Origin of the sequence: Saccharothrix sp. NRRL B-16348, from assembly GCF_001280085.1 — a bacterium.
In the GTDB taxonomy this organism is placed as follows: Bacteria; Actinomycetota; Actinomycetes; order Mycobacteriales; family Pseudonocardiaceae; genus Actinosynnema.
The window spans coordinates 16256-40733 of sequence record NZ_LGED01000169.1; the positions used below are offsets into that span (position 1 = coordinate 16256).

Here is a 24478-nt window from a genome sequence, read left to right on the forward strand (position 1 = left end):
TGGTCAGGCCGAAGGTGCGCCGGCGGTTCGGCCGAGGTCGCCGTGCGCCTCGGCCGAGAGGTCCTGCCAGTCGGCCCACGTCTGGAGCCGGTCGGCGTAGACCTGCCGGATCATGGGGTAGAAGCCCTGGCCGAAGAGCACCCGCAGGGGCGGGTTGTCGGCGTCGACGAGCTTGAGCAGCGCCTGAGCGGCGGCGGCCGGGTCGCCGGCGGGCTGCTTCGTCATCACACCGGCGAGCCGGCGGCGGAGACCGTCGTAGACCGGGCTGGTCTCGGCCATGTGGCCGTTGGCGAACGGGTCGGGGTTCTTGCCGTCCCTGGTGGCGAAGCCGCCCGGCTCGACCACGGTCACCTTGATGCCGAACTCGGCGACCTCCTGGGCGAGGGAGTCGTTCAGGGCTTCGACGGCCCACTTGGACACGTGGTACGCGCCGCCGAGGGGCATCGCGACGAGCCCGGCCGCCGACGACAGCTGGACGATGTGCCCCGAGCCCTGCTCGCGCAGGTAGGGCAGGGCGGCCTGGACGACCCACAGCGCGCCGAACAGGTTGGTCTCCAGCTGGTCGCGCAGGTCCCGCTCGGTCAGCTCCTCGATCGCGCCGATCTGCGCGTAGCCCGCGTTGTTCACGACGACGTCGAGGCGGCCGAAGTGCCCGGCCGCCCGCTGCACGCCCTCGAAGACGGCGGCCTTGTCGGTCACATCCACCTCGAGCGGGAGCACCGCGTCGCCGTAGGTCGCGACCAGGTCGTCCAGGCTCCCGGCGTGCCGGGCCGTCGAGGCCACCTCGTCGCCGCGGGACAGGGCGGCCTCGACGAAACTGCGGCCGAGGCCGCGCGACGAACCGGTGACGAACCAGATCTTGCCCATGATGTCGTTCCGTTCTGCTGTCGTGGACTGTCGGGCACCAGGCACCGCTGACCGGACTCCTGTGACAGCTCTTCGACGTGACGCGCGCCATAAGCCGCCGGGCGTCCGACCTCGCGAGCACCGCGACGGCTGCCGCACGTGCGGGCAGGGGAGAGGTCCGGGCGGGCACATGCTTGCCGGATCGGTCCCCGGACGCGGGGTGCTGTGCTCCGCTTGAACGAGACCTTCGGAGCAAGGAGGCGGACCATGACCCCACGCCCGCACCGCGCGGTCGACCACGGGGACGCGACCGACCGCGAGTTCGCCGGTGACCTGTTCCTCCGGCTGGCCGCCGACGGCGTGCTCGTCGTGGAGTGGGCGGAGGCGGGCCGGATCATCGCCGGGCTGCGGGACACGCTGGACGCCGTGACCGGCCGCCTGCGGCTGGTCGACCTGCTGCGGGGTTCCTCGCTGGACGCCCTGGGCCGGATCCACCCGGACGTGGCGGACGCCGTCGTGGACGCGGCGTTCCACGAGCAGGTCAGCGGGGGCAGGCTGCGGCGGGCGTCGGACGAGCTGCCCAAGTACATCGAGGCGTTCGAGCGGGCCAGGACGCCGCCGGCCGGCTGACCTGTGCTGACCTGTGTGGCCCTGTGCGGAGGAAGGCAGCCTCCGGCCGCGCCGGGGGAAAGCAGCGGCCGGAGGCTGGTTCGAGGGTCGGCGCGGCGGTCGCCTCTCGGCGAGTGGCTCGACGCGGCTCCAGCCGAACGGTGTTCCGCGAAGGCAGTGAGGTGAGGCCCGGGGGACACGGACCGCACCGACCACCCCGTACAACGGCCTCACCCGGCCTGCTGTTCCCGATCCGGAGTGTCCTCCGCCTCACCCGTTGGGGTGGCCAGGCCAAGGCACCCGCTGATGCGGCCCGCCGGCGACACCGCTGATGTGGCCGGCGGGACACCCACTCGTTTGACCGGGCGGCGGCGAGACCTTGTCGTGGGCCCACGGCCGGTGCTGGGCGTGTCGGGCGGTGGTTCCGCGTCGGTTCGGCTGGCCGTGCGCGGGTGGGCGGACGATGCTGGACGCGATGGCGGTGCAGCGGGATCCGACCGGTTCTGCGCTGGCCGACCTCGTCGCCCGGCAGCGTGACGAGATCGACCGGCTGAGGTCCGCTGCGCGCAGGCAGGCCGTCGTCGAGCAGGCCAAGGGGGTGCTGGCCGAGCGGCTGTCGTGCCGTCCCGACGAGGCGTTCGAGGACATGGTGCGGCTGGCCCAGGCGACCGGCAGCGAGTTGACCGTCATCGCGGCCGGGGTGCTCGGCGTGCCGCCGCCACCGCCGGTGTCCGGTCTGCCCGCACCCGACGGATCGCTCGCCCCGACGGGTCCGGTGCGGCAGGTCGACATCCCGAGGCCGTCACCGGCGCCGTTGGGCGAACGCACGCCGCAGCCGGTGGCGCTCGCCGCGATCGGCACGGCGGCCGACCAGGAGGAGCTGGCCGAACTCGTCCGCGAGCACGTCGGCTGCGACGGCGTGCTGGTCTACCTGGTCGAACCCGACGGCGGGATGAGGTTGGAGGCCGCCGCGAACGTGCCCGCCAAGGTGCGGCTGGAGTGGGAACGGGTGCCGCTGCAGCTCAACACCGGCATCCTCGCGTCGGTGCGCAGCGGCCTGCCGCAGTGGCTGCCCGACCTGGAGGAGGCACGCCGGCGGTACACCCTGATCGGCGACCCGGAGACGGTGTGGCGGTCGCGGGCGTGGCTGCCGTTCCGGGACCAGACCCGCATCGCCGGCGTGTTCGGGTTGTTGTGGACGGAGAGCCGCGAGTTCTCGTCCGAGGAGCAGTGGGAGCTGGAAGTGCTGATCGGGGCCGCGGGTTCCACGCTCCTGGCGCTGCTGGGCACGGAAGTCGGCCCGCAGGGTCGCAACTGGACGCTCTGGGCGCAGCACCTGCTGGACGTGCTGCCCGGTTCGGTGGCGCTGCTCGGCGCGGTGCACGACGACAACGGCGAGGTGGTCGACTTCCGGTTCGAGGCCGCCAGCCCGGACGCGGTCGACTTCTCCGGCCGCCGCTACCGGCAGCTGGTCGGCCGCACCATCCTCACCAGCTACCCGACGGTCGCGGGCACCGAGCTGTGGGACGCGTACTTCCGGGTGCTCCGCACCGGGGTCCGGGAAGTCGTCAGCATCTTCGACTACGAGGAGAACACGCCCGGCCTGCCGCAGCACGGCCGGTACACGTTGACCATCGGCAAGTTCGGCGACGGCCTGATCCTGGCCTGGCACGAGCACGAGGACCCGTTGCAGCTGGAACGGCTGCGCAGCGTCCAGCGGCTCGGCAACATCGGCTGGGGCGAGTGGAACCTGGTGACCAACGAGATCGACTGGTCCGACCAGCTCTACGTCATCTTCGACCGCGACCCGGCGCTCGGCCCGATGTCGCTGGACGAGATCCGCGCCTCCGTGGTGAGCGAGGACCTGCCGATCCTGCAGAACGCCGTGCGGCGGATGCTGGAGCACGGCGAGGGCGCCGACTCGGAGCTGCGGCTGCGTGCCGGCGACCAGATCCGGTGCGGCCGGTTCATCGGCGAGCCGGTGCTGGACGTCGAGGGCAGGCCGGTCCGGTTGGACGTGGTGCTGCAGGACGTGACCGCGATGCGGCGGGCGGAGAAGCGGGTGTTCGACCTCAGCGAGCAGTTCGCGCAGGAGCACCAGGTGGCCGACCACCTGCGCTCGGCGGTGCTGCCGCTGCCGAGCCGGCCGCTGGAGCTGCCGGGCATGCGGGTGGCCGTGCGCTACCTCGCGGCCGAGCAGTGGGCGGAGGTCGGCGGCGACTGGTACCACGCGTTCCCGATCGACGACGGCAGCACGCTGCTGGCGATCGGCGACGTGGCGGGTCACGGCCTGGCGACCGCGGCGGCGATGGCGAAGCTGCGGTACGCGCTGACCGGGGCCGCGCTGACCAATCCGGACCCGGCCGGTGTCCTCGACGTGCTGAACCGGATGCTGACCGGTGGTGACGGCGTGACGCTGGCGTCGGCGGTCGTCGGCCGGTTCGAGCCGACCACGCGCCGGCTGTCGTGGGCGCAGGCGGGCCACCCCGCGCCGCTGCTGGTGCGGTCGCACGACGTGCGGCGGCTCGAGCGGCCCGCGGGTCCGATCCTGGGCGCGGTGCGGGGTGCGGTGTACGCGACGGCGCGGATGCTCCTGGCGCCCGGTGACACGGTGCTGATGTTCACCGACGGCCTGATCGAACGGCGGCCGTCCGCCGGCGCCCGCGGCGACGACCTGGAACGCCTGATGGAGGAGATCCTGGGTTTCGTCGCCGAGCTGGACCCCGCGAAGATGCCCGAGGCGCTGACCTCGCGGCTCGTGCCCGCCACTCCGCTGGACGACACGTGCATCGTCGCCGCCACGATCAGCGCGTGACCGCGTCCGGCGCGCGTCGACGGTCGGTTGCGGCCGGGCTGAGCGGGTACACGACCGGCACGTGACCGAGAACGAGGAGTGATCAGAGTGAGCACCGCGACGATGCTGGAGACCTACCCGGCCGAGATCAACCTCGACCGGGGCAGGCTCGCCACCACGATCGACGCGCTGATCGAGTGCGCCGAGGCGTGCACGGCGTGCGCCGACGCCTGCTTGAGCGAGAGCTCGGTGGCGGAGCTGACGAAGTGCGTGCGCACGAACATGGACTGCGCGGACATCTGCGGCACGACCGCGCGGGTGTTGTCGCGGCACACCGGTTACGACGCCAACATCAGCCGGTCGCTGCTGGAGGCGTGCGCGATGGCGTGCAGGTCCTGCGGTGACGAGTGCGGGGCGCACGCCAACATGCACGAGCACTGCCGCATCTGCGCCGAGGCGTGCCGGGCGTGCGAACGGGCGTGCCGCGAACTGCTCGCCACGATGGGCTGAGGTCCGCGACGTTTCCGAGCGCCGAGCGCGGGTATCGCACCGACACGGGGCGAGGGCCGCGCCGGTGACCGGACGGCCGCCGGTTCCGCCACCGGACCGCAGGACGACGAGGAACGGAGGTGGCGATGACCGCGTACACCACTCGTGAACGGCTGAAGGAGTGCCTGAACGAGGTCGACTTCCCCGCGAGCAAGGACGAGCTGGTCCAAGCGGCGCAGGCGTGGGGTGACGAGGTCACGGCGCGGGCGCTGCGGGCGATCCCGCCGGCGGACTACGCCAACCTGACCGAGGTCGTGGGCTCCGTCCGGTTCGAGGACGACACCACGCGCGCCGACGCCAGCGGGCGCCGGCGTCCGGGGGGATGACCCCGCCGTGGCCGAGCACCGCGAGCTGGTCGAGGCGATCGGGCGGCGCGGCGACCTGGACACCGACACGGCGACGGCGGCGCTGACCGCGGTGATCGCCACGCTGGCGCACGGCCTGCCCGTCCCGAGCCGCGACCGGCTGGCCGCCGCGCTGCCCGCGTCGCTGGAGGAAGCGGCGCTCGTGCCCGGCCGCCCGGAACACCGCCCGCCCGACGCGGTGATGATCGAGCTGGCGCAGCGGCTGGACACGGGCACCGAACGCGCCCGACACCTGGTGGACGCCGTGCTCGCCGGGCTGGACGACACCGCGCCCGGGATCGCCGAACTGCTGCGCGCCGCCCTCTCCGACGTGCCGACCCACCTCGGCTGACGAAGGGGCTGCGGAAGGGCTTGCCTGGCTGCCCGGATCGCCTGGCTGCCCGAATCCCCTGGCTGACCAGGTCGCGGACGTCCGGGGCTACCGCACGCGAGGAACACGCCGTGGCCGGCGCTGGGTGGGCGGTGTGCGCGGGTCAGGGCGTGGGCGGTCGGACCGGTGCGGCGCCGACGTGCCGGTGGAACCACCGCGCGGTCAGCCGGGTCACCTGGTCGAGTGCGTCCGGCTCCTCGAACAGTTGAGGCACGACCTCCAAGCGCCCACGTGACGACAACCGGCGCGCCGCCGCCGCGGCGTGGTCGTCCCGCTCGCCGACGATCAGCAGGGTCGGCGCGAGCACGCGGGTGAGCGCGTCCCCGGCCTGGTCGACCTGCCCGCCGCAGGAGACCACGGCGTTCACCGCGGCCGGTCGCTCCGCGGCGGCGACCAGCGCGGCCGCCGCCTCGACCCGGGCGCCGAACAAGCCGATCGGGTGACCACTGGTCGCGGCCTGGTCGGTCAGCCAGTCCACGACCGCGGCGAGGCGGCCGGCGAGCACCGGGACCTCCACGTCCGGCTGCGGGGCGAGCAGCACGGTGGCCAGGTGCTCGCGCTGGAGCGTCCGCGCCACGTGCTCGTCGAGCGGTCCCCTGCCCGGTGCGAACACGATCACGCCGCTGCCGCGGGTCGGCATCGAGAGCCGGGCCTCCAGGCGGCCCTCGTCCAACGGGATCGGCACGTCCTCGTCGATGAACACGACTTCCTCCACCCCCTTGCCTGCCCGTGCGCGGTCGATCCCGGGTTTGCCGCGTGCGACCGGTCGAAACCAGCCCGACCGGGTCCGACGAGGGCGTTTGGGCTGAACGGCGGCTGGGCGGACGTCGGGAGGGCTGCCTATAGTCCGGGCGAGATGTTCTGGGAGCGCTCCCAGAACGCGTCCGACGGAAGAGGGATTCTCGATGAGGAGAGTTCTCGCCGGTGTGCTCGCGACCTCGGTCGTGGCCGGCCTGGTCACGCTGGCGGCGCACGCGAGCCCACGCGCCGCAGCCGCCGACGAACCCGTGGTCGTCGTGTCCAGCACGTTCGACGACGGCACCGCGCAAGGTTGGACGGCCCGCGGCGGCGAAGTGGCCGAGCCGAGCACCGCGGTGGCCCGCGGCGGCACGCACAGCCTCGCCGTCTCCGGACGTGCGCAGAGCTGGCAGGGTCCGACGCTGAACCTGCTGGACAAGGCGCAGAAGGGCATCCGGTACGACCTGTCGGTGTGGGTGCGGCTGGCGGCGGGCGAGGCGGCGACGCAGGCCCGGCTGTCCGTCGAACGCCGCACCGCCGGCACCCCGAGCTACGACCAGGTGGTGGGCGACACCGCCGTCACCGCCGACGGCTGGGTCAACCTGCGCGGCAGCTACACCCTCGCCGCCGACGTCGACTTCCTCTCCACGTACGTCGAGCTGGCCAGCGCCACCGCGTCCCTGCACATCGACGACTTCTCGCTGTCCTACACGCCGCTGCCGCCGATCCAGACCGACATCCCATCGGTGAAGGACGTGCTGGCCGACCACTTCGCCGTCGGCGCCGCCGTCGAAGGCGCGCAGGTGCTCAACAACCACGGGCAGCTGGTCGCCAAGCACTTCGACTCGATCACGCCGGGCAACACGTTGAAGTGGGACGCGACCGAGCCGACCGAGGGCGCGTTCCGCTTCACCGACGCGGAGACCCTCGTCGCCTGGGCGAAGGCCAACGGCGCGGCCGTGCGCGGGCACACGCTGGTGTGGCACCAGCAGACCCCGGCGTGGGTGTTCAAGGACGCGGCGGGCAACGACATGACCGCGACGCCGGAGAACAAGGTGTTGCTGCTGTCCCGGTTGGAAGCGCACATCCGCGGGGTCGTCGGCCACTTCGGGGACGACATCCCGGTGTGGGACGTGGTGAACGAGGTCGTCGACGAGAACCAGGCCGACGGCCTGCGTCGCAGCAAGTGGTTCGAGATCACCGGGTTGGACTACCTGCGCACGGCGTTCCGGGTGGCCCGCGAGGTCGCGCCCAACGCCCGGCTGGTGATCAACGACTACAACACCAACGTCCCGTCGAAGCGCGACAAGCTCTACGACCTGATCGTGAAGCTGCGCGCGGAGGGCGTGCCGATCGACGCGGTGGGCCACCAGATGCACGTCAACGTGCAGTGGCCGTCGTTGACGGAGACCGAGGCGATGCTGGCGAAGTTCGTGCCCCTGGGCATCGACCAGCAGATCACCGAGATGGACGTCTCGATCTACACCGACAACAGCCAGTCCTACCCGACGCCGCCCGCCGACGTGCTGCTCACGCAGGCGTACCGGTACCGGGACTTCTTCGAGCTCTACAAGCGGTACTCCGAGAACATCAGCTCGGTGACGTTGTGGGGCCTGGCGGACGACAGCACGTGGCTGGACAGCTTCCCGGTGACCCGCAAGGACCACCCGCTGCTGTTCGACACGCGGTTGCAGGCGAAGGACGCCTACTGGGGCGTGGTGGACCCGAGCCGGATCGGCGGACCGACCAGCACGACCACGACCACGAGCACCACCACCACCACGACTACGACGACCACCACCACAACGACGACGACGATCGTCCCGCCCGCACCCTGCACGGTCACGTACACCATCGGAAGCCAGTGGCAGGGCGGTTTCCACGGCGAGGTCCGGTTCACCAACCAGGGCACCACGCCGCTCGTCTCGTGGTCGCTGGACTGGTCGTTCGCCGACGGTCAGCGGATCACCCAGCTGTGGGGTGGCGTCCACACCCAGGACGGCTCCGCGGTGCGCGTGCGCAGCGCGTCGTGGAACGGCATGGTGCCGCCCGGCGGATCGGTGTCGTTCGGGTTCCTCGCGAGCTGGACGGGCCAGAACTCCAAGCCGACCGAGTTCCGCTTCGGGGTGGCGCCCTGCCGGACCGGCTGACGCGTCAGTCCTCGGTGATCCGGTAGTAGCGGATCGGGGTGTAGGCGTTCGCGGTCCGCGCCGCCCACCTCCGCTCCACGGGCGCCGCGCCGTCGGGGCCGGTCTGCTCGCGCACGACCGGCTCCGACTTCGCGTCGTCGGCCCAGCGCACGAACAGCGCGGCGTGGTACGAGGTGGTGAGGGCGTCACCGGGGCGCAGGTCGGCGTGCGGGATCTCGGTGGCCACGTCCCGGAGCGTGGACGTGGTGCGGGAGTGCGTCAGGCCCCATGCCATCGAGACGTAGCCGGAGCAGTCGGTGCGGTAGCTGCCGTGCTCGTTCTGGTGGCAGGCCTGCTGGCTGTACGGCACCCGCGCGTCCAACCAGGACTGCGACCGGGTCAGCGCCTCGGTGCGCGAGGTGACGCGGTCGTCGGCGGTCGTGCCGCACGCGATCAACGCGCCGGGGTCGTCGGCCGCGTGCGCGATCGGCGCCTGGAACGCCGCCGTGCACGCGAGGACGGCGATCAGGGTGCGGGTGCTCATCGAACCCCCTCGGGTCTCGGTGCGCCGCCCGCCGTGCACGGCGGCGCGGTGGCACCACGAGGTTTCCCGGCGTTCTTCCGACTAGCGCCGAACCACCCGGCCGGGTGGTTCGGCACGCGCGCCGTTTCACCCGGAGCGGCGAGGGTAGTCGGACGGTGATCGCAGCGGACGCGTGGAGGGAACGGCATGCGCATCGTCATCGTCGGGGCCGCGCTGTGCGCCGCGGTGGGGTGCGGCGGCGACCCGCGACCGGGTGATGCCCAGTTGTCCGAGGAGGGAGTGGGCAGCCGGGAGATCGGTGTGCTCGCCCCCGTCGAGGCGGCCGACGTGGCGTTCACCTACGACGCCGAGGCCGCGCCGCCGGGTGCGGAGCTGGAGCTGGAGGTGGTCCCGGGCGACGGCGCGACGACCGTGCGGCTGTCCGCCGACCTGCTCCAACCCGACCGCGGCTACGCCGTCCACGCGCACACCGACCCGTGCGGCAAGAAGGGCACCGACGCCGGTCCCCACTACCAGCACGAGGTGGACCCCGCCGCGACACCCGAGCGGCCGTCGGTCGACCCGGCCTACGCCAACCCGCGCAACGAGATCTGGCTCGAGCTGACCACCGACGGCCAGGGCAACGGCACGGCCGAGACCACCGTGCCGTTCGTGTTCCGCGACCGCGCGCCGGCCTCGATCGTGCTGCACGAGCAGCCGACCACCGCGACCGAGCACGGCCGGGCGGGCAGCGCGGGCGCCCGGCTCGCCTGCTTCACCGTCCCGTTCCGCTGACGGCTCAGTCCACGGCGGTGGTCTTCGGCGTGCGGTACACGATGTCGACGTACTCCCGGTGCCGCTCGATGTAGCCCTTGATGAACGGGCACAGCGGCAGCACGGGCAGCTCCCACGCCCGCGCCTGGTCGAGCGCGCCGCGGGCCAGGGCGCTGCCGACGCCCTTGCCCTCGAACGCGGGGTCGACCTCCGTGTGGGTGAACACGATCAGGTCAGGCGTGCGGATGTAGACCGCCTTGCCCGCCGCCGTGCCGTCGACCACGGCCGCGAAGTGCTTCTCCGCGGGAACGTCGTGCACCTCGATGACCATGGCGCGATCCTCGCACGGCCCACCGCTCGTTATCCGCTGAGAATCACCGCCCAGTCGCCGCTGGTGCGCTCGGCGATGACCGTGATGTCCACGTTCTCGCCCATCACCCGATCGGGACTCAGGATGAAGACGGTCGGACTGGCATCGTAGGTCCACGTGACTTTCTCGGCCACCACCACGTCGTCGACCAGCACCCGGATGCGGCCTGGGGTGTTGATGACGATTTCGAGGGGGGGGTTGTTGCTTCGGCCAGGTCACGGTGGTCCGCCAGGTGCCGTTCGGCTGGTCCTGATCGGCTCGCCGCACGTCGATCCTTCTCGACCGGGCGATCCGGTCCAGGACGGCGTCCACGGACTTCAGCGATTCCGGGCGGGGAGGGAACGGGTAGTCCTCGGGCGCCACCGGCACCCCGACGGCCAGGCCGAACGTCGCGTCAGGCGGTATCGGGCCCTTGCGAAACTCTTCGCGCCACTGCTGCTCTCCCGCCGATGCGGTGACTGTCACGGATGTGCCGACGCCGATGCCGACTTCCGTCCAGTCCGTGGTGTACGTCAGCTTGGTGCAGGTCGAGTCGTTGCTGCTCTGCACGCCGTTGACGAAGAGGTTGGCGTACATCTGCTTGTCGCCGTCGTGCGGGTCGCAGGCGATGAACAGCTTCGTGTCGAGCGCGGTGAGCACGAACCGGAGCGTGATGGTCGACTCGGGCGCACGACCGGACGTCTGCGCGACGATTCGAGTGCCTTCGTGGTACTCGGAGAACACCACCGGCTCGGCGGGTTGGGACTCGCGCCGGACCGGCAACGTCAACGCGAAGGACACACCCAGCACGGCCACGAGCGACGCCGCGACCGCCGCCACCCGTCGCCGCCGGGAGGCCTTGACCCTGGCCTGGATGCCCGACATGCGGGGGCCGTGGGCGGCGTCGGGCGGCAGCTCGGCGTGCCGGCGCAGCACCTCGGTGAGGTCGGTCAGGTTCATCGCCGCACCCCTTCCCGGGTGATCGTGTCGTCCAGCCGCAACCGGGCCAGTGCCTTGCTGGTCTGGCTCTTCACCGTGCCGACGGAGACGCCGAGGGCGTGCGCCGCCTGCGCCTCGGTCAGGTCCTCGTAGAACCGGAGCACGACCACGGCGCGTTGCCGGCGGGGGAGGCGTCCCAGCGCCTGCCACAGCCACTCGCGCTGGTCGACGTCGGCTTCCGGGGACGCGCCGACGGGCTCCGGCAGCACGTCGGTGGGCTGTTCGGCCCGCCACTTGCGGCGCCACCAGGTGGCGTAGGTGTTGACGATGATCCGGCGCACGTACGGCTCCGGGTCGCCCTGCACCCGCCGCCAGACCCGCCACGCCCGCGCCAGCGACGTCTGCAGCAGGTCTTCGGCGTGCCCTCTGTCCCTCGTCAACAGGAACGCCGTGCGCAACAGGCGTGGTGACGCCCCCGCCACGAACTCCTCGAACCCCTCGGGTATTCCCACCACGGCCCCTTGCCTCGTCCGACGCACGTACTACCAGTCGGCGGGCGCGGATGGTTGCCGTCGGTCGACACCGAAAACCGGTACGTCCGCCCGACGTGATCGGGCAGGCTGTCGCGATGGGGTATGCGGTGCGCGAGTACGTCACCGAGGACGAACCGTCGTGGCTGCGGTGCCGGGTGCTGTCGTTCCTGGGTACCGCCTTGTTCGACAACGTCCTCCCGGCGAAACCGAAGGTCTCCGGGGCCGAGTTGGTGGCCGTGGACGGCGAGGTGGTCGTCGGCATCCTCGACCTGGCGGTCGACGGCGAGCTGGCCTCCATCGAGACGATCGCCGTCCACCCGGACCACCAGCACCGGGGGATCGGCGGTGCGCTGCTGTCGCACGCCCGGACCCGTGCCCGTGACCTCGGCGCGACGACGCTGGACGCGTGGACCCGGGACGACCCTCCGACGCTGCGCTGGTACCGCGCCATGGGCTTCAGCGAAAGCGAGCACTACGTGCACGTGATCGCCGATCACTACTCGTCGGCCGAGGAACCGGCGCGTGCTGTCGTCCCGCGACCCGGACTGCGCACGGTGCGGGCGTTCCTGCACGCGGACCTGGCCGACGAGGCGCGGTTGCGGCGCGAGTTCGCCCGGGTGCACGTGTGCCGGCGGTTCGCGATGTCGTTACGTGGTGAGCTCGCTGGGGGTGGCGATGACGTCGACCATCGCGCCGTTGCGCAGGACGGTCACCGGCAGCGGTAGGCCGATGGCCTCGGCGAACAGCTGCCGCTGGATGCCCTGGGCGTCGCTGACCGGCGTGCGCGCCACGCTCAGCACCAGGTCGCCGTCGCGCAGTCCCGCCCGTTCGGCCGGACCGCCGGGCACGACCTGCACCAGCCGCACGCCCGCGCGCTGCCCGGTGCGTTCGGCGACGGCGTCCGGCAGGGGCGCGGGCGCGCCGACCACGCCGAGGTAGGCCCGCCGCACCCGGCCCTCGACCATCAGGGTGGACAGGATCCGCTGGGTGGTGCTGTTCATCGGGATGGCCAGGCCGAGGCCGATGCCCGCCAACGCGGTGTTGATGCCGACCACCTCGCCGGCGGAGTTGGCCAGCGCGCCGCCGGAGTTGCCCGGGTTGAGCGCCGCGTCGGTCTGGATCACGTCCTCGATCACGCGTCCCGCCCGGCCGTTGCTGACCGGGACGGCGCGGCCGAGGGCGCTGACCACCCCGGCGGTCACCGACCCGGCGAGGCCGAGCGGGTTGCCGACGGCGATGACGAGCTGGCCGACCTGGAGGTGGTCGGCGTCGCCGAACTTCGCCGCGCCGGGCGCGTCCGCCGACGCCTTGAGCACGGCGAGGTCGGCCAGGGGGTCGGTGCCGACGACCGTGAACGGCGACTCGGCGCCGTCGGCGAACACCGCCGTCCCCTCCCGGCTGCCGCCGACGACGTGCGCGTTGGTCAGCAGGTAGCCGTCGTCGGTGAAGACCACCGCCGACCCGGTGCCGCGCGGCAGGCGCACGCTGGCCACGTGCGGCGTGACCGACTTCGCGACCGCGATCACGGCCTGCGAGTAGGCGTCCAGCGGATCCATCGGCGCCTCCGTCGATTACACGATTACACCCCAATCCTGCTCTCGGGCGGGCCGTGCTGTCCGGGGCGTTCGCCGACAGCGGATTCACCCCGGACAGCAGCGTTCCGGCGCGCCGGGTTGGGCTCCGCGAGCGCCCGCGTCGGCAACGTTCGCCGGGTCGGCGCTCGGCGGATCAGCGGGGTCGGCGCTCGGCGGGTCAGTGCTCGGCGGGTCAGCGTCGCAGCAGCATCGCCAGGTCGACCGCGTTCGCCATGGCTTCCGTGCCCGCGTCGTTCGGGTGCAGGTGGTCGCCGCTGTCGTAGGCCGGGTTCAGCGTGGCCGGGTCGCCGGTCGCGGCGGTCGCGGCGGCGAAGTCCACCACGCCGTCGAACTCGCCGGAGGTGCGGATCCAGTCGTTGAGCGCACGCCAGGTCGCCTCGCGCTCCTCGGTCCAGATGAACGACCCCTTGAACGGCAGGATCGTGCCGCCGTAGACCTTCACGCCCTCGGCCCGCGCCTGCGCGATCACCTCGCGGTGTCCCGCGATCAGGTCTTCGGCCGACGCGCTGTAACCGATGTCGTTGACCGCCTCCAGCAGGATCATCGCCTTGACGCCGGTCTGCGACAGCACGTCGCGCTGCACCCGCGTCACGCCCGCCACGCCCCAGTAGGGCTCGTCCCGGTCGGCGATGAGGCGGTTGCCGCCCAGGCCCGCGTTGACCACGGAGAGCGTGCGGCCCGGCACCGCGTTCAGCCGCCTGGCCAGGAAGTCCGGCCAGCGGCGGTTGGCGTTGCCGGTGGTGCTGGCCGTGTCGGTGATCGAGTCGCCGAACGCCACGACCGTGCCCGCGACCCGCCGCGCGGGCGCGACGTCCACGCCGTTGACGACCATCCAGCACGGCGTGCTCTGGAACCCGCCCGACAGCGCGCCGGTCCGGTCGCCCGCGGCCAGGTAGTTGCCCTGCGCGGTGAACGGGTGGTTGGTCAGCGGCCCGGTGGCCTCCGGCACGTAGGCGCTCACCAGCAGCGTGGACAGCGCCTCGACGTCCAGCCGGACCGGGTCGCTGAAGAGCTCCTGGCCGGCCGGCACCGTGACACCGCGCTTGCCCTTGAACGTCAACGCGCGCACCGTGCCGGGCACCGCCGCGTCACCCGACTCCTGCACGGCGACGGTCGCGCGGCCGACCCGCAGCGGCGTGGCGCCGAACGCGTTGGTCAGCCGGACCCGCACCGACTCGCCGCCCGCGCTGAGGAACACCACGTTGCGCACGGTCTGGTCCCGCAGCCCCTCGCCCGCCGGGCAGTCGCTCCACGGGATCTCGCTGCCCACCACGGGACTCGCCGCCCAGCCGGCCACCCAGGGCTTGCCGTGCGCGGTCGCGGTCGGCGCCGTCACCGCCGTCGCCACGAGCGCGGCTATCACGGCCAGTGTCCCCACGTGTCTTCCCATGAAGGTCTCCCAACGCCAGTCGTCTTTGGTGGCGTCGCCGACGGTGGCAGCGATCAAATTAACCGGTCAAGCACACCACGACGAGCGGTGTGATCGTTGCGATGAGTGGCCGGGCTTACGTGTTAAGCAGGGGTGCGGGTGGGTGGTCGCACCGATGCGCCGCGCCGGCCGGCCCGCCGAGACTGGCGGCAGGCCGGACGGCTACCGGGTCGAGTTCGCCAACGAGGCGTTCACCCAGCGCAACCTCAACGGGCACATCCACGACTCCGCCCTCGGCTTCTACTGGTACATGGTGAACCTGCCGACCGGTACATGCCGGAGGGCGAGTACACGATCGAGGTCACCGCGAAGGACGGTTCGGTGAGCAGCCGGTCGCGGGTGCAGCGCCAGGGGCCGACGGGCCGGATCGTGCCGGCCTACCTCGAGCACCGGGCCGGGATCCTCGACGCGTTCACCCCGTCGCGCACCGCCGAGCCCGCCGGCGACGTCGAGCGGATCAGCCGGCGCACCCTCGACGGGGTGGGCGGCCCGGACGCGTACTACGTGTGCCGGCTCGCCGAGGGCGGCACGCTGCGCGAGTTCGACACCCAACGCCTGGTGTGGTGGGACAACGTCTACCTCGACGCGGTCCGCTCGGGCGAGCCGACGACCGGCCTCAACCGCGGCGAGGTCACCCCGCCGGTGTCACTCGAACCGGGCAAGTCCTACGGCTACTTCGTCGAGATCACCGACGGCAACGTGCAGGGCGACGCCACCATCTGCGTGTTCCAACCGCACCAGTTCTTCACCGTGCCCGCCTGACCGCGACCCCCCGGAGCGGCGCGGTCAGGCGGGCGCACGGGTTCAGACGTAGTCGGGCAGCGTCGCGGCCACGTCCCGCGGCGACGGCATGGCGGCCACCTCGTCGGCGATCGCCCGCGCCGCGCCGAGCACGGCCTCGTCCGCGAGCAGGTGCCGGGCCTTGGCCGTGATCGCCTCGGCGGTCACGTCCGCGCCGAGCAGCTGGTCGCCCAGCCCGGCCTCGGTGACCACCGCGGCGTTGGCGAACTGGTCGGCCCCCTGGGGCAGGATCAGCTGCGGCACGCCCGCGCCGAACGTGCCCATCGTCGTGCCGCTGCCGCCGTGGTGCACCACGAGGTCCACGTGCGGCAGCAGGTCGGCCTGCGGCACCCACGGGAGCACGACGACGTTGTCCGGCAGCTCGCCGAGCGCGTTGACGTCGACCGTCGGTCCGGCGGCGACGAGCACCTTCGTGCCCACCGCGGCCAGCCCGTCGATCGCGGTGCGCAGCACGCCCGCCTCGCCGAACGCCGTGCCCAACGTCAGGTACACCAGCGGTTCGCGGTGTTCGAGCACCCACGGCGGCAGCTCGCCCGGCTCGGCGAACGGCACCGGACGCAGCGGGATCCGCTTCGTCGCCGAGGCCAGGAACTCCGGCTGCTGCACCGACGGCGGGCAGATGTCGATGTACGGGTTGCCGAGACCCATGAGGTCGTCCTCGGGGATCTCGACACCGAGGTCCGCGGCGACGGCGAGGAGGTGCCCGCGCGTGCTGGCGGCGAACTCGTCCGCCTGCCACATCCGGCCGAACGAGTGGCACAGCCCGGGCACGCCCGCCACCTTCGCGGCCAGTCCCGCGCCGGGGTTGCCCAGCTCGTGCACCACCAGGTCGGGCTTGTGCTCGGCGATGACCGGCGCGAGGTCGGCGGCGAAGCTGCGCGGCAGCACCGAGGTGAAGGCGGCCGCGATCCGATCGGGGTCGGCGTCCTGCGGCTTCACCTCCGCGTCGCCTCCGTTCGCGATCGCGAACGCCTCGCGCAGGTCCATGCCGCCCACGATGTGCTCGATGCCGTGCGAGGTCAGGGCGTTCGCGAACGCGGCGCCGGTGAAGTAGGTGACGTCGTGGCCCAGCTCGCGGGCGGCGATCGCCAGCGGCAGCAGGGGGTAGGTGTGTCCGTGTAAGCCGAGGCTGGAGAAGAGGATTCGCACTGGTTCGAGCCTAGCCACATGTTTTCCACGGCGGGTGAATTTCGTCCGATTGGGGCCCTTCGCGCCGTGAGGTGAAGATCACGTCACGGCGGGTGGCCGGTTTCAGGCGTAGTCGGGCAGCACGCTCGCCACGTCGGCGGGCGACGGCATGGCGGCCACCTCGTCGGCCATCGCCCGTGCCGCGTCGAGCACGGCGGCGTCGGTGAGCAGGCGGCGCGCCTTGTCGGCGATCACCTCGGCCGTCACCTCCGCGCCGAGCACCTGGTCGCCCAGCCCGGCCTCGGTCACCATCACGGCGTTGCCGAACTGGTCGGCGCCCTGGGGCAGGACCAGTTGCGGAATGCCCGTGCCGAGCGTGCCCATCGTCGTGCCGGCGCCGCCGTGGTGGACCACGAGGTCCGTGTGCGGCACCAAGTCGGCCTGCGGCAGCCACTCCCGCACGACGACGTTGTCCGGCAGGTCGCCGAGTTCGCGCGCCGGCACGATCGTGCCGGTGGACACGAGCACCTTCGCGTTCAGCGCGCTGAGGCCCTCGATGGCGGTGCGCAGCACGTCCACCGTGGTGAACGCCGTGCCCAACGTCAGGTACACCAGCGGTTCGCGGTGTTCGAGCACCCACGGCGGCAGCTCGCCCGGCTCGGCGAACGGCACCGGCCGCAGCGGGACGCGGTCCGTCGCGGTGGCCAGGAAATCCGGGTCCTGCACCGACGGCGGGCAGATGTCGAGGTAGGGGTTGCCGAACCGCATGATGTCGCCGTCGGGCAGCTCCACGCCGTACTCCGCGGCGACCTCGGCCAGGTGCAGGCGGATGTCCTCCAGCGGGCCGCTCGGCCGCCAGTACCTGCCGAACGAGTGGCACACCGCGGGCACGTCGGTGGCCCTCGCCGCGAGCGCCACGCCGACGTTGGCCACCTCGTGCACGACCAGGTCGGGCTTGCGGTCGAGGATGATCGGCACCAGGTCGGCGACGTGCCGGCGCGCCAGGATCGAGCCGAACACCTTCGAGACGCGCCGGGGGTCGAAGTCCGCCTCCTTGCGCGCCGCGGGACTCGCGTTGCCGAGTTCGAAGGCGTCGAGCATGTCCATCCCGCCGGCGACGTGCTCGATGCCGCGTGCGGTCAGGGCTTTCGCGAACGTGTCCGTGGTCGCGAACGTGACGTCGTGGCCCTGCTCGCGGGCGGCGATGGCGAGTGGCACCAAGGGGAACGCGTGCCCGTGCGAGCCGAGGCTAGAGAAGAGGATCTCCACCGGTGGGAGGCTTGTCGCTTCACGGCCGGCGCGGCCCGGTTACCCGCGGGTCACTGCGGATCGGGCGAGGATGACTTCGGGCCGGGCTTCGCCGCCAGGTCCGCCCGCACGGCCACGGTCGCGTCGATGCTCGCGGCCAGGAAGCGGGCGATGACCTCCTTGTCGTCGTCGCCGAACCGCTGCCACGCGCGGGTGAACGCGGCGTCGAGCGGTTCGAAGAAGTCGCGGCCCCACTCCAGCGCCTTGGCCGAGACGCGCAGCTCGACCTTGCGCCGGTCGTGCGGGTGGCGCGCGCGTTCGACGTGGCCGGACGCCTCCAGCCGGTCGAGCACGGACGTGGTCGCGGACGCGCTCAGGTGCAGGGCCTCGGCCAGCCTGGTCGGCGACATCGGCTCGTCGGCCCACCGCGCGTCCATGATGACCGCGAGCGCGTTGAGGTCCGTGCGGTGCATCCGCTGCTTCTCGCCGAAGATCTCCACGAACCGATCGGTTTCGACCGTGAGCTGCCGGAGCAACCTGACCAGGGCCGAGTGGTCGGCCATGCGCCCTCCCGTTAGTATTTCGACGGCCGAACTATTGGATCGTCGAACTATGTGGTCTCGGAGGTCATTGTCCCGTGCACGCGACCCGGTCCCGCACGCGCTGGTTGCTGCCCGCCCTCGTGGCGGTCGCGTGGTTGGCGCTCGGCGGGTTCTCCGGCCCGTTCGCGGGCAAGCTGAGCGAGGTCGCGGTCAACGACAGCACCGCGTTCCTGCCCGCGTCGGCCGAGGCGACGGAGGTGTCGGAGCAGGTCAAGGCGTTCGGCGCCGCGCGTGGCCTGCCCGCGGTCGTGGTGGCCGAGCGCGCCTCCGGCCTCACCCCGGCCGACCGCGAGTACCTGGGCAGCCGCGGGTTCGCCGGCGAGGCGTCCCCGGTGATCCCGTCGCCGCGCGACGACCAGGCCGCGCAGGTGGTCATCGCGGTCGATCCCGGCGACCCGGCCGGCGCGGTGGAGGACATCCGGGCGGAGCTGACCGACCCGCCCGCCGGGCTCACCGTGCTGGTGACCGGGCCCGCCGCGCAGGTCGCCGACCTGAAGGAGGCGTTCGGCGGCATCGACGGCCTGCTGCTCCTGGTCGCGGGCGCGGTGGTGGCGCTGATCCTCGTGCTCGTCTACCGCAGCCCGTTGCTGCCGCTGGTGGTGCTGCTGTCCGGCGTGTTCGCGCTCGGGCTGGCCAGCCTCGCCGTCTACCTGCTCGCCGACGGCGACGTGATCGACCTCAACGGCCAGAGCCAGGGCATCCTGTTCATCCTCGTGTTCGGCGCGGCCACGGATTACGCGTTGCTGCTGGTGTCCCGGTTCCGCGAGGAGCTGCGCGACACCGGGGACCGCTACCGGGCGATGCGGGTCGCGTGGCGGGCCACCATCGAGCCGATCGCCGCGTCGGCGGGCACGGTCGTGCTCGGTGTGCTGTGCCTGCTGTTCAGCGACCTCAACTCGAACAAGGGCCTCGGGCCGGTGGCCGCGATCGGGATCGGCGCGGCGTTCCTTGCGTCGGTGACGTTCCTGCCCGCGGTGCTGGTGCTGCTGGGCCGGTCCGCGTTCTGGCCGCTGCGGCCCAAGCTCGGCTCGCCGCACCCGGAAGCGAGCGGGCTGTGGGCGCGGGTGGCCCGCCTGATCTCCGCCCGGCCGCGGGCGACGTGGGTCCTGACGACGCTGGTGCTGCTGGTGGGCGTGGCGTTCGTGCCGCAGCTCAAGGCGTCCGGCACGGCGCAGTCGGACGTGTTCCTCACCGAGGTCGACTCGGTGGCCGGGCAGGAGGTGCTGTCCCGGCACTTCCCCGGCGGCAGCGGCGCGCCCACGGTCGTGCTGGCCCGTGCGGGGCAGGCGGAGGCCGTGACCAGGGCGGCGGACGTGGCCGGCGTGTCGGAGGTGCGGCCGGCGGGCGAGGCGTCGGGGCTGGTGCGGCTCGACGTCGTGCTGGAGGACCCGGCGGACTCGGAGGCGGCGCTGGCGACCGTGCAACGGCTGCGTGACGCCGTGCGCGCGGTGCCGGACGCGGACGCCAAGGTGGGCGGGCCCACCGCGACCCAGCTGGACACGCAGGCCACGTCCGAGCGCGACCGGCTGGTGATCATCCCGATCGTGCTGCTGGTGATCTTTCTGGTGCTGGCGCTGCTGCTGCGGTCGCTGCTCGCGCCGTTGCTGCTGATCGCCACGGTGGTGCTGTCGTTCGCGGCGACCATGGGTGTGGCGGCGCTGGTGTTCAACGGGATCTTCGACTTCCCGGGCGCGGACCCCGTGGTGCCGCTGTTCGGGTTCGTGTTCCTGGTGGCGCTGGGGATCGACTACAACATCTTCCTGATGACGCGGGTGCGCGAGGAGTCCGCCGAGCTGGGCACGCGGGCCGGTGTGCTGCGCGGGCTGACCATCACCGGCGGGGTGATCACGTCGGCGGGGGTGGTGCTCGCGGCGACGTTCTCGGCGTTGGCGGTGCTGCCCATCCTGTTCCTCGCGCAGATCGCTTTCATCGTGGCGTTCGGCGTGCTGCTGGACACGTTCGTGGTGCGGTCGCTGCTCGTGCCCGCGCTGGGCGTGGACGTGGGCCGGCGCATCTGGTGGCCGTCCCGGTTGGCCCGGGGGAGTGACTGACACCGGGTGATGTCACAGTCCGGGCAGGCCCGGTCGTCCTGTGTGTGTCAGGGTTTTCGGCAGGGCACGAGGGACGGGTTGACGATGAAGATCGCGGTGGTCGGCGGCACGGGTGCGGTGGGGCGTCGGGTGGTCGAGGAGGCGGCGCGGGCCGGGCACGAGCCGGTCGTGCTGAGCCGGTCCTCCGGTGTCGACCTGCTCACCGGCGCCGGGCTCGACGCGGCGCTGGCCGGGTCCGAGGCGGTGGTCGACGTGTCGAACCCGGCGAACTGGCAGCGGCTGGACGAGGTGGAGCGGTTCTTCACCGAGGGCACCGGCCACCTGGTGGACTCGGCGGCGCGCGTGGGGGTGCGGCACCTGGTGGTGCTGTCGATCGTCGGCTCGGACGTGGTCGACCTCGACTACTACCTCGGCAAGCGGCGTCAGGAGGCGCTGGTGGCGGCCGGGTCGGTGCCGTGGACGGTGCTGCGGGCCACGCAGTTCTTCGAGTTCGCGTGGCAGGTGCTGGCGGGCGCGACGGGGCCGGTGGCGCAGGTGCCGCCGATGCTGTCGCAGCCGGTGTCCACGTCCGACGTGGCGGCGCGGCTGGTGGAGCTGGCGGTCGGCGAGCCGCAAGGGTTGACCGTGCCGATCGCGGGGCCGGAGCGGATCCGGGTGGTCGACATGGCGCGGCAGGTCGTGGCACGGCGGGGTGACGCGTTGCGGGTCGAGGAGGCGGGGGAGGGCCCGGCCGGGCTGGCCACCGGCGCGCTGTGCCCGCAGGGCGAGTACGTGGAGGGCAAGGAGACGTTCGCCGAATACCTGACCACGATCCGCCCGTGACCGACCCCGCCACCGCTCCTGCCTCCGGACCCGCCACCGCTCCTGCCGCCGGACCCGACGTCGCTCCTGCCGCCAAACCGGCGACTGCTCCTGCCGCCGAACGCGCCACCGCTCCCATCACCGCACCTCTCACTGCATCCGCCGCGGACCGGCTCGCCGAGCTGGCCGCCGAGTACACCCGCATCCGGTCGCGGCTGGTCGGTGTGGCGTACTCCCTGGTCGGCACGGTGGCCGAGGCGCAGGACGTGGTGTCCGACTGCTGGTTGCGGTTGACCGCGGCCGACGCGCGGGAGACCGTCCGCGACGTCGAGGCGTGGGCGGTGGTGGCGGTGGCGCGGCGCGCGGTGGACGTGCTGCGGTCGGCACGCGTGCGGCGGGAGGAGTACGTCGGCCCCTGGCTGCCCGAGCCGCTCGTGGAGGCCGTCGTCGAGGACCCGGCGGACCGGGTGACGTTGGACGACAAGGTGAGCTTCGCGCTGATGGTCGTGCTGGAAACCCTCACCCCCGCCGAACGCACCACGTGGGTGCTGCACGAGGTGTTCGGCATGCCGTTCCCCGAGATCGCCGCCGTCGTCGGCCGCAGCCCGGCCGCCGTGCGGCAACTGGCCGTGCGGGCACGGGCGCACGTCGCGGCCGGCGCACCGAGGGTCGACGTGGGCACCGCCGAGCACAGACGTGCGGTCGAGGCGTTCCTGCGCGCTGTCGGCGACGGCGACCTGGCCGGCCTGCTGTCCGTGCTCGACCCGGACGTCGTGCTGACCAGCGACGGCGGCGGCCTGCACGGCGTGGCCCGCCGCCCGGTGCTCGGCGCGGACCGGGTGGCCGGGTTCCTGGTCCGCGTGCTCCGCAAGCTGTCCGCCGACCACCGCATCGCGCCGCTGACCGTGAACGGCGGCCCGGGGTTCGCCGTGGTGGTCGGCGCGACCACCAGGTTCGTCTGCTCCTTCACCCTCCACGGCGGACGGGTCAGGCGGGTGGACCTGGTGGTGGCGCCCGACAAGCTGCCCCGGGAGCCGGCCGGGTGACGCCCCTGGCGAACGAACGCCGGGGTCAGGCGACGTCGACGACCTCGTGCAGGCGCAGCCGGCGGTTGAACCCGCCGGCCAGCCGTGCGACGACGGCGCGCGGCAGCACGCGCGCGGCCCAGGTCATGGCCCGATTAACGGACCGGCCGGGGTAGGACGCCGCACGCCGCCGGGCGTAGTCGTCCAGCGTGCGTGCCGCGACGGCGTCCGGCGTGTCGGCGGCCCGGGGGTCGATCGTGGCGGTGGTGCCGTCGAAGAAGCCGGTCGCGATCGCGCCGGGGTGCGCGGCCATGACGTGGACGCCGGTGCCTCGCAGCTCCTCGGCCAACGCCTCGGTGAACGAGAGCACGAACGCCTTGGTCGCGGCGTAGCTCGCCTGGTACGGCAGGGGTTGGAAGGCCGCCGTCGACGAGACGTTGATGATGCCGCCGGAGCCGCGGGCGACCAGCTCGCCGCCGATCGCGTGGGTCAGCGCGAGCAGTCCGCTGACGTTGAGCCCGACGGAGCGCAGCTGCGGCTCGAGCGGGCGGTCGAGGAACGGGCCCGCGCTGCCCGCGCCCGCGTTGTTGATCAGCAGGTCGACGGTCAGGCCGCGGTCGCGCAGCTCGCGCACGACGCGGTCCGGGCCGTCCGGGGTGGCGAGGTCGCCGACGACCACCTCGGCGTCCGGTCCGCCGTGCCGTTCCCGGATCTGCGCGGCGAGTTCCCGCAGGTCCCCGTCCGAGCGGGCGAGCAGGACCACCCGCGCTCCCCGGCGTGCCAGCTCCAGCGCGCAGGCGCGGCCAAGCCCCTTGGACGCGCCGGTGACGAGCGCGGTGACGCCCCGGTAGCCGTCTTCCACGGATCCTCCATTGTTTCGAGACTCGAAGCACCGACCGTAGCAGGATGCTTCGAGTCTCGAAACGTCGGTAGGATGTCCGGCATGGCCACGCCCGAGCTCACCGCGGTGGTCGCGGCGATCCACGACATCTGGATGCGGACCACCGACTCGATCGCGGAGGCGCTGGCCGGGCACCACCTGACGCCGGCGACGTTCCAGGCGCTGTGGGCCGTCGACCCGGCCGAGCCGCCGCCGTCGATGAAGGTGGTGGCCGAGCGCCTGCACTGCAACGCGCCGAACCTGACCTTCATCACCAACCAGCTCGTCGACCGGGGCCTGGTCGAGCGCGCCGTCGACCCGGCCGACCGCCGCTCCCGCGTCGTGGTCCTGACCGCCAAGGGCCGTCAGGTCCGCGCCGAGCTGGTCCGGACGACGCTGGAGAACACCCCGCTGGCGGCGCTGACCGACCGCGAGCTGCGGCAGCTCGCGACCCTGCTGAACCGGACCGCCTAGGGCGTCGGCCGCAGCACGAGGGTGACGAAGCCGAGCACGCCGCGGTAGCCGTTGAGCCAGCTGTCCCGGTGTGCGGCGGACGTGGCCAGCACCTGCTCGCGGTCCGGGTGGTCGGGGTGGTCCAGTGCCCACGCGGCCAGGGAGCCGGTCCAGCTCCACTCGTACTCGTCCCACTCCGCGAGCGTGCTCACGTGGCCGTGCACCGGGGTCCAGCCGTCGGCGACCACGCGGGCGACCGTGGTCGGCAGGTCGGCGTACTTCTGCGGGCCGTCCTCCAGCTCCGCGCGGACCTCCGGGCTCGGCTCGCGTTCCCAGAAGCAGTCGCCGAGCACGACCACGCCGTCCTCGGCGAGGTGGCCCCGTGCGGCGGCGAGCGCGGGCAGCAGCTCGCCGAACGCGTAGGCCGCGCCGACGCTGAGCACCACGTCCGCCCGGCGGTCCGACCGGTACGCGGTCACGTCCTGCTTGACCAGTTCCAGCCGGTCGGTCACGCCGAGTCGGGCGGCGTCGGCGAGGGTTCGGTCGAAGCCCGTGCCGGAGATGTCGACACCGACCGCGGTGACTCCGTCGTGCTCCTGCACGGCGCGCAGCAGCCACGCGCCCTCACCGCAGCCGAGGTCGAGCAGGTGGGCGTCCGGTCGCCGGATCGCCCGGTCGAGGAGGTCGGAGACGGTCGGGTCGCCCAGGGGCGCCGAGATGGGGTGTTCCGCGTGCGCCAAGGCGCTGAGAGTCTGTCGATCCACGATCAGTGACTAACACACCGCGCAGGGGAACCGCGCCCGCATTTCCCGGTCGTACCGGGACGAATTCGTCGTGAGCGGGCATGGCGCGGGAGCGGATCGTGAAGTAGAAATAGCCAACTCCACACCGCCTACGCCTGATCTCGCCAGGCGTGAGAGAGCGCTCTCACGCCTCGGCGGTCGGCG

General features: G+C 72.7%; 28 protein-coding genes. 15 read left to right on the plus strand and 13 right to left on the minus strand.

The genetic code is table 11. From position 1 onward, the window contains the following. Positions 1-3: 3 nt before the first annotated feature. Positions 4-867 (minus strand): SDR family NAD(P)-dependent oxidoreductase, encoded by an 864-nt coding sequence (locus tag ADK67_RS16205; protein WP_053717268.1) that lies wholly within the window; start codon positions 865-867, stop codon positions 4-6. A gap of 246 nt (positions 868-1113) precedes the next feature. On the opposite strand from ADK67_RS16205, the gene ADK67_RS16210 reads away from it, so the two are divergent. The 5 genes from ADK67_RS16210 (at position 1114) to ADK67_RS16230 (ending at position 5494) form a co-directional block, all read left to right on the plus strand. After that, a complete protein-coding gene (locus ADK67_RS16210) occupies positions 1114-1476 on the plus strand; it encodes a hypothetical protein (protein ID WP_053717269.1) in 363 nt (120 codons plus the stop codon). 442 nt (positions 1477-1918) lie between these two features. After that, positions 1919-4270, plus strand: coding sequence for a SpoIIE family protein phosphatase (locus tag ADK67_RS16215; protein ID WP_053717270.1), 2352 nt, complete (start codon positions 1919-1921; stop codon positions 4268-4270). 87 nt (positions 4271-4357) lie between these two features. Next, positions 4358-4759, plus strand: a complete 402-nt coding sequence (locus tag ADK67_RS16220) for a four-helix bundle copper-binding protein (RefSeq protein ID WP_053717271.1) — start codon at positions 4358-4360, stop codon at positions 4757-4759. A 125-nt stretch (positions 4760-4884) separates the two neighbouring features. Continuing rightward, on the plus strand, positions 4885-5124 hold the full coding sequence (locus ADK67_RS16225) for a DUF2795 domain-containing protein (protein ID WP_082403527.1): 240 nt from the start codon (positions 4885-4887) through the stop codon (positions 5122-5124). A gap of 7 nt (positions 5125-5131) precedes the next feature. Beyond that, positions 5132-5494, plus strand: a complete 363-nt coding sequence (locus ADK67_RS16230; RefSeq protein WP_053717272.1) for a DUF2267 domain-containing protein — start codon at positions 5132-5134, stop codon at positions 5492-5494. Between the two features lie 142 nt (positions 5495-5636). Here the strand turns inward: ADK67_RS16230 and ADK67_RS16235 are convergent, their stop codons facing one another. Further along, complete coding sequence (locus ADK67_RS16235) at positions 5637-6236, minus strand: CocE/NonD family hydrolase (protein WP_063797620.1); 600 nt, start codon at positions 6234-6236, stop codon at positions 5637-5639. A gap of 202 nt (positions 6237-6438) precedes the next feature. Here ADK67_RS16235 and ADK67_RS16240 point away from each other — a divergent pair, with 202 nt between their 5' ends. After that, positions 6439-8421 carry an endo-1,4-beta-xylanase gene (locus ADK67_RS16240; RefSeq protein WP_053717274.1) on the plus strand — a complete coding sequence of 661 codons (1983 nt, stop codon included), beginning with the start codon at positions 6439-6441 and terminating at the stop codon, positions 8419-8421. 4 nt (positions 8422-8425) lie between these two features. On the opposite strand, the gene ADK67_RS16245 is transcribed toward ADK67_RS16240, so the two are convergent. Beyond that, a complete protein-coding gene (locus tag ADK67_RS16245; protein WP_053717275.1) occupies positions 8426-8944 on the minus strand; it encodes a hypothetical protein in 519 nt (172 codons plus the stop codon). 186 nt (positions 8945-9130) lie between these two features. Here ADK67_RS16245 and ADK67_RS16250 point away from each other — a divergent pair, with 186 nt between their 5' ends. After that, the gene (locus ADK67_RS16250) at positions 9131-9718 is read left to right on the plus strand and encodes a hypothetical protein (RefSeq protein WP_053717276.1); all 588 of its coding nucleotides are present in this window, start codon (positions 9131-9133) and stop codon (positions 9716-9718) included. Between the two features lie 4 nt (positions 9719-9722). Here the strand turns inward: ADK67_RS16250 and ADK67_RS16255 are convergent, their stop codons facing one another. Together ADK67_RS16255 and ADK67_RS50950 are read right to left on the minus strand one after the other, a co-directional pair. Beyond that, positions 9723-10028 (minus strand): GNAT family N-acetyltransferase, encoded by a 306-nt coding sequence (locus ADK67_RS16255; RefSeq protein ID WP_053717277.1) that lies wholly within the window; start codon positions 10026-10028, stop codon positions 9723-9725. 29 nt (positions 10029-10057) lie between these two features. Further along, on the minus strand, positions 10058-10222 hold the full coding sequence (locus ADK67_RS50950; RefSeq protein ID WP_157620449.1) for a hypothetical protein: 165 nt from the start codon (positions 10220-10222) through the stop codon (positions 10058-10060). Positions 10223-10548: 326 nt separating this feature from the next. On the opposite strand from ADK67_RS50950, the gene ADK67_RS16260 reads away from it, so the two are divergent. Beyond that, positions 10549-11028 (plus strand): hypothetical protein, encoded by a 480-nt coding sequence (locus tag ADK67_RS16260; RefSeq protein WP_053717278.1) that lies wholly within the window; start codon positions 10549-10551, stop codon positions 11026-11028. On the opposite strand, the gene ADK67_RS16265 is transcribed toward ADK67_RS16260, so the two are convergent. Continuing rightward, positions 11003-11497 carry a SigE family RNA polymerase sigma factor gene (locus ADK67_RS16265; RefSeq protein WP_157620451.1) on the minus strand — a complete coding sequence of 165 codons (495 nt, stop codon included), beginning with the start codon at positions 11495-11497 and terminating at the stop codon, positions 11003-11005. The genes ADK67_RS16260 and ADK67_RS16265 overlap by 26 nt on opposite strands. Before the next feature lie 95 nt (positions 11498-11592). Here ADK67_RS16265 and ADK67_RS16270 point away from each other — a divergent pair, with 95 nt between their 5' ends. Then, positions 11593-12243, plus strand: a complete 651-nt coding sequence (locus ADK67_RS16270) for a GNAT family N-acetyltransferase (protein ID WP_197289475.1) — start codon at positions 11593-11595, stop codon at positions 12241-12243. Here the strand turns inward: ADK67_RS16270 and ADK67_RS16275 are convergent. Then, positions 12166-13074, minus strand: a complete 909-nt coding sequence (locus tag ADK67_RS16275; protein ID WP_053717279.1) for a S1C family serine protease — start codon at positions 13072-13074, stop codon at positions 12166-12168. The two genes, ADK67_RS16270 and ADK67_RS16275, sit on opposite strands and share 78 nt — an antisense overlap. A 211-nt stretch (positions 13075-13285) precedes the next feature. Then, positions 13286-14503, minus strand: a complete 1218-nt coding sequence (locus ADK67_RS16280; RefSeq protein ID WP_063797621.1) for an SGNH/GDSL hydrolase family protein — start codon at positions 14501-14503, stop codon at positions 13286-13288. Positions 14504-14645: 142 nt separating this feature from the next. Here ADK67_RS16280 and ADK67_RS50955 point away from each other — a divergent pair, with 142 nt between their 5' ends. Together ADK67_RS50955 and ADK67_RS16285 are read left to right on the plus strand one after the other, a co-directional pair. Continuing rightward, positions 14646-14867, plus strand: coding sequence for a hypothetical protein (locus tag ADK67_RS50955; RefSeq protein WP_157620453.1), 222 nt, complete (start codon positions 14646-14648; stop codon positions 14865-14867). Next, entirely contained in the window at positions 14864-15304 is a 441-nt protein-coding gene (locus tag ADK67_RS16285; protein ID WP_157620455.1) for a hypothetical protein, read from the plus strand. Before ADK67_RS50955 ends, ADK67_RS16285 begins: the two co-directional genes overlap by 4 nt. A 42-nt stretch (positions 15305-15346) precedes the next feature. Here the strand turns inward: ADK67_RS16285 and ADK67_RS16290 are convergent, their stop codons facing one another. The 3 genes from ADK67_RS16290 to ADK67_RS16300 all read right to left on the minus strand — a co-directional run bounded on the left by ADK67_RS16290 (position 15347) and on the right by ADK67_RS16300 (position 18282). Next, positions 15347-16492 carry a glycosyltransferase gene (locus ADK67_RS16290; protein ID WP_053717282.1) on the minus strand — a complete coding sequence of 382 codons (1146 nt, stop codon included), beginning with the start codon at positions 16490-16492 and terminating at the stop codon, positions 15347-15349. A 102-nt stretch (positions 16493-16594) separates the two neighbouring features. Beyond that, positions 16595-17740 (minus strand): glycosyltransferase, encoded by a 1146-nt coding sequence (locus ADK67_RS16295; RefSeq protein ID WP_053717283.1) that lies wholly within the window; start codon positions 17738-17740, stop codon positions 16595-16597. A gap of 50 nt (positions 17741-17790) precedes the next feature. Next, positions 17791-18282 (minus strand): MarR family winged helix-turn-helix transcriptional regulator, encoded by a 492-nt coding sequence (locus ADK67_RS16300; protein WP_053717284.1) that lies wholly within the window; start codon positions 18280-18282, stop codon positions 17791-17793. 74 nt (positions 18283-18356) lie between these two features. Between ADK67_RS16300 and ADK67_RS16305 the strand changes: the two genes are divergently transcribed. The 3 genes from ADK67_RS16305 (at position 18357) to sigJ (ending at position 22219) form a co-directional block, all read left to right on the plus strand. Continuing rightward, on the plus strand, positions 18357-20372 hold the full coding sequence (locus ADK67_RS16305; protein WP_231648213.1) for an MMPL family transporter: 2016 nt from the start codon (positions 18357-18359) through the stop codon (positions 20370-20372). Positions 20373-20456: 84 nt separating this feature from the next. Then, a complete protein-coding gene (locus ADK67_RS16310; RefSeq protein WP_053717285.1) occupies positions 20457-21194 on the plus strand; it encodes an SDR family oxidoreductase in 738 nt (245 codons plus the stop codon). After that, entirely contained in the window at positions 21191-22219 is a 1029-nt protein-coding gene (gene sigJ, locus ADK67_RS16315) for an RNA polymerase sigma factor SigJ (protein WP_197289476.1), read from the plus strand. Before ADK67_RS16310 ends, sigJ begins: the two co-directional genes overlap by 4 nt. Positions 22220-22244: 25 nt before the next feature. Here sigJ and ADK67_RS16320 read toward each other — a convergent pair whose 3' ends face one another. Further along, on the minus strand, positions 22245-23060 hold the full coding sequence (locus tag ADK67_RS16320; protein WP_053717286.1) for an SDR family NAD(P)-dependent oxidoreductase: 816 nt from the start codon (positions 23058-23060) through the stop codon (positions 22245-22247). A gap of 81 nt (positions 23061-23141) precedes the next feature. Between ADK67_RS16320 and ADK67_RS16325 the strand changes: the two genes are divergently transcribed. Further along, complete coding sequence (locus ADK67_RS16325; RefSeq protein ID WP_053717338.1) at positions 23142-23552, plus strand: MarR family winged helix-turn-helix transcriptional regulator; 411 nt, start codon at positions 23142-23144, stop codon at positions 23550-23552. Here ADK67_RS16325 and ADK67_RS16330 read toward each other — a convergent pair. Further along, the gene (locus ADK67_RS16330) at positions 23549-24295 is read right to left on the minus strand and encodes an SAM-dependent methyltransferase (protein ID WP_053717287.1); all 747 of its coding nucleotides are present in this window, start codon (positions 24293-24295) and stop codon (positions 23549-23551) included. The two genes, ADK67_RS16325 and ADK67_RS16330, sit on opposite strands and share 4 nt — an antisense overlap. Positions 24296-24478 lie beyond the last annotated feature (183 nt).

What these genes read in the sequence shown, in the direction of transcription:
- ADK67_RS16275 (WP_053717279.1), bottom strand. Translation starts at nt 13,074, where the DNA reads ATGGATCCGCTGGACGCCTACTCGCAGGCCGTGATCGCGGTCGCGAAG.
- ADK67_RS16225 (WP_082403527.1), top strand. Translation starts at nt 4,885, where the DNA reads ATGACCGCGTACACCACTCGTGAACGGCTGAAGGAGTGCCTGAACGAG.
- ADK67_RS16260 (WP_053717278.1), top strand. Translation starts at nt 10,549, where the DNA reads ATGCCGACTTCCGTCCAGTCCGTGGTGTACGTCAGCTTGGTGCAGGTC.
- ADK67_RS16240 (WP_053717274.1), top strand. Translation starts at nt 6,439, where the DNA reads ATGAGGAGAGTTCTCGCCGGTGTGCTCGCGACCTCGGTCGTGGCCGGC.
- ADK67_RS16210 (WP_053717269.1), top strand. Translation starts at nt 1,114, where the DNA reads ATGACCCCACGCCCGCACCGCGCGGTCGACCACGGGGACGCGACCGAC.
- ADK67_RS16215 (WP_053717270.1), top strand. Translation starts at nt 1,919, where the DNA reads ATGCTGGACGCGATGGCGGTGCAGCGGGATCCGACCGGTTCTGCGCTG.
- ADK67_RS16310 (WP_053717285.1), top strand. Translation starts at nt 20,457, where the DNA reads ATGAAGATCGCGGTGGTCGGCGGCACGGGTGCGGTGGGGCGTCGGGTG.
- ADK67_RS16300 (WP_053717284.1), bottom strand. Translation starts at nt 18,282, where the DNA reads ATGGCCGACCACTCGGCCCTGGTCAGGTTGCTCCGGCAGCTCACGGTC.
- ADK67_RS16280 (WP_063797621.1), bottom strand. Translation starts at nt 14,503, where the DNA reads ATGGGAAGACACGTGGGGACACTGGCCGTGATAGCCGCGCTCGTGGCG.
- ADK67_RS16325 (WP_053717338.1), top strand. Translation starts at nt 23,142, where the DNA reads ATGGCCACGCCCGAGCTCACCGCGGTGGTCGCGGCGATCCACGACATC.
- ADK67_RS16250 (WP_053717276.1), top strand. Translation starts at nt 9,131, where the DNA reads ATGCGCATCGTCATCGTCGGGGCCGCGCTGTGCGCCGCGGTGGGGTGC.
- ADK67_RS16205 (WP_053717268.1), bottom strand. Translation starts at nt 867, where the DNA reads ATGGGCAAGATCTGGTTCGTCACCGGTTCGTCGCGCGGCCTCGGCCGC.
- ADK67_RS16245 (WP_053717275.1), bottom strand. Translation starts at nt 8,944, where the DNA reads ATGAGCACCCGCACCCTGATCGCCGTCCTCGCGTGCACGGCGGCGTTC.
- ADK67_RS16255 (WP_053717277.1), bottom strand. Translation starts at nt 10,028, where the DNA reads ATGGTCATCGAGGTGCACGACGTTCCCGCGGAGAAGCACTTCGCGGCC.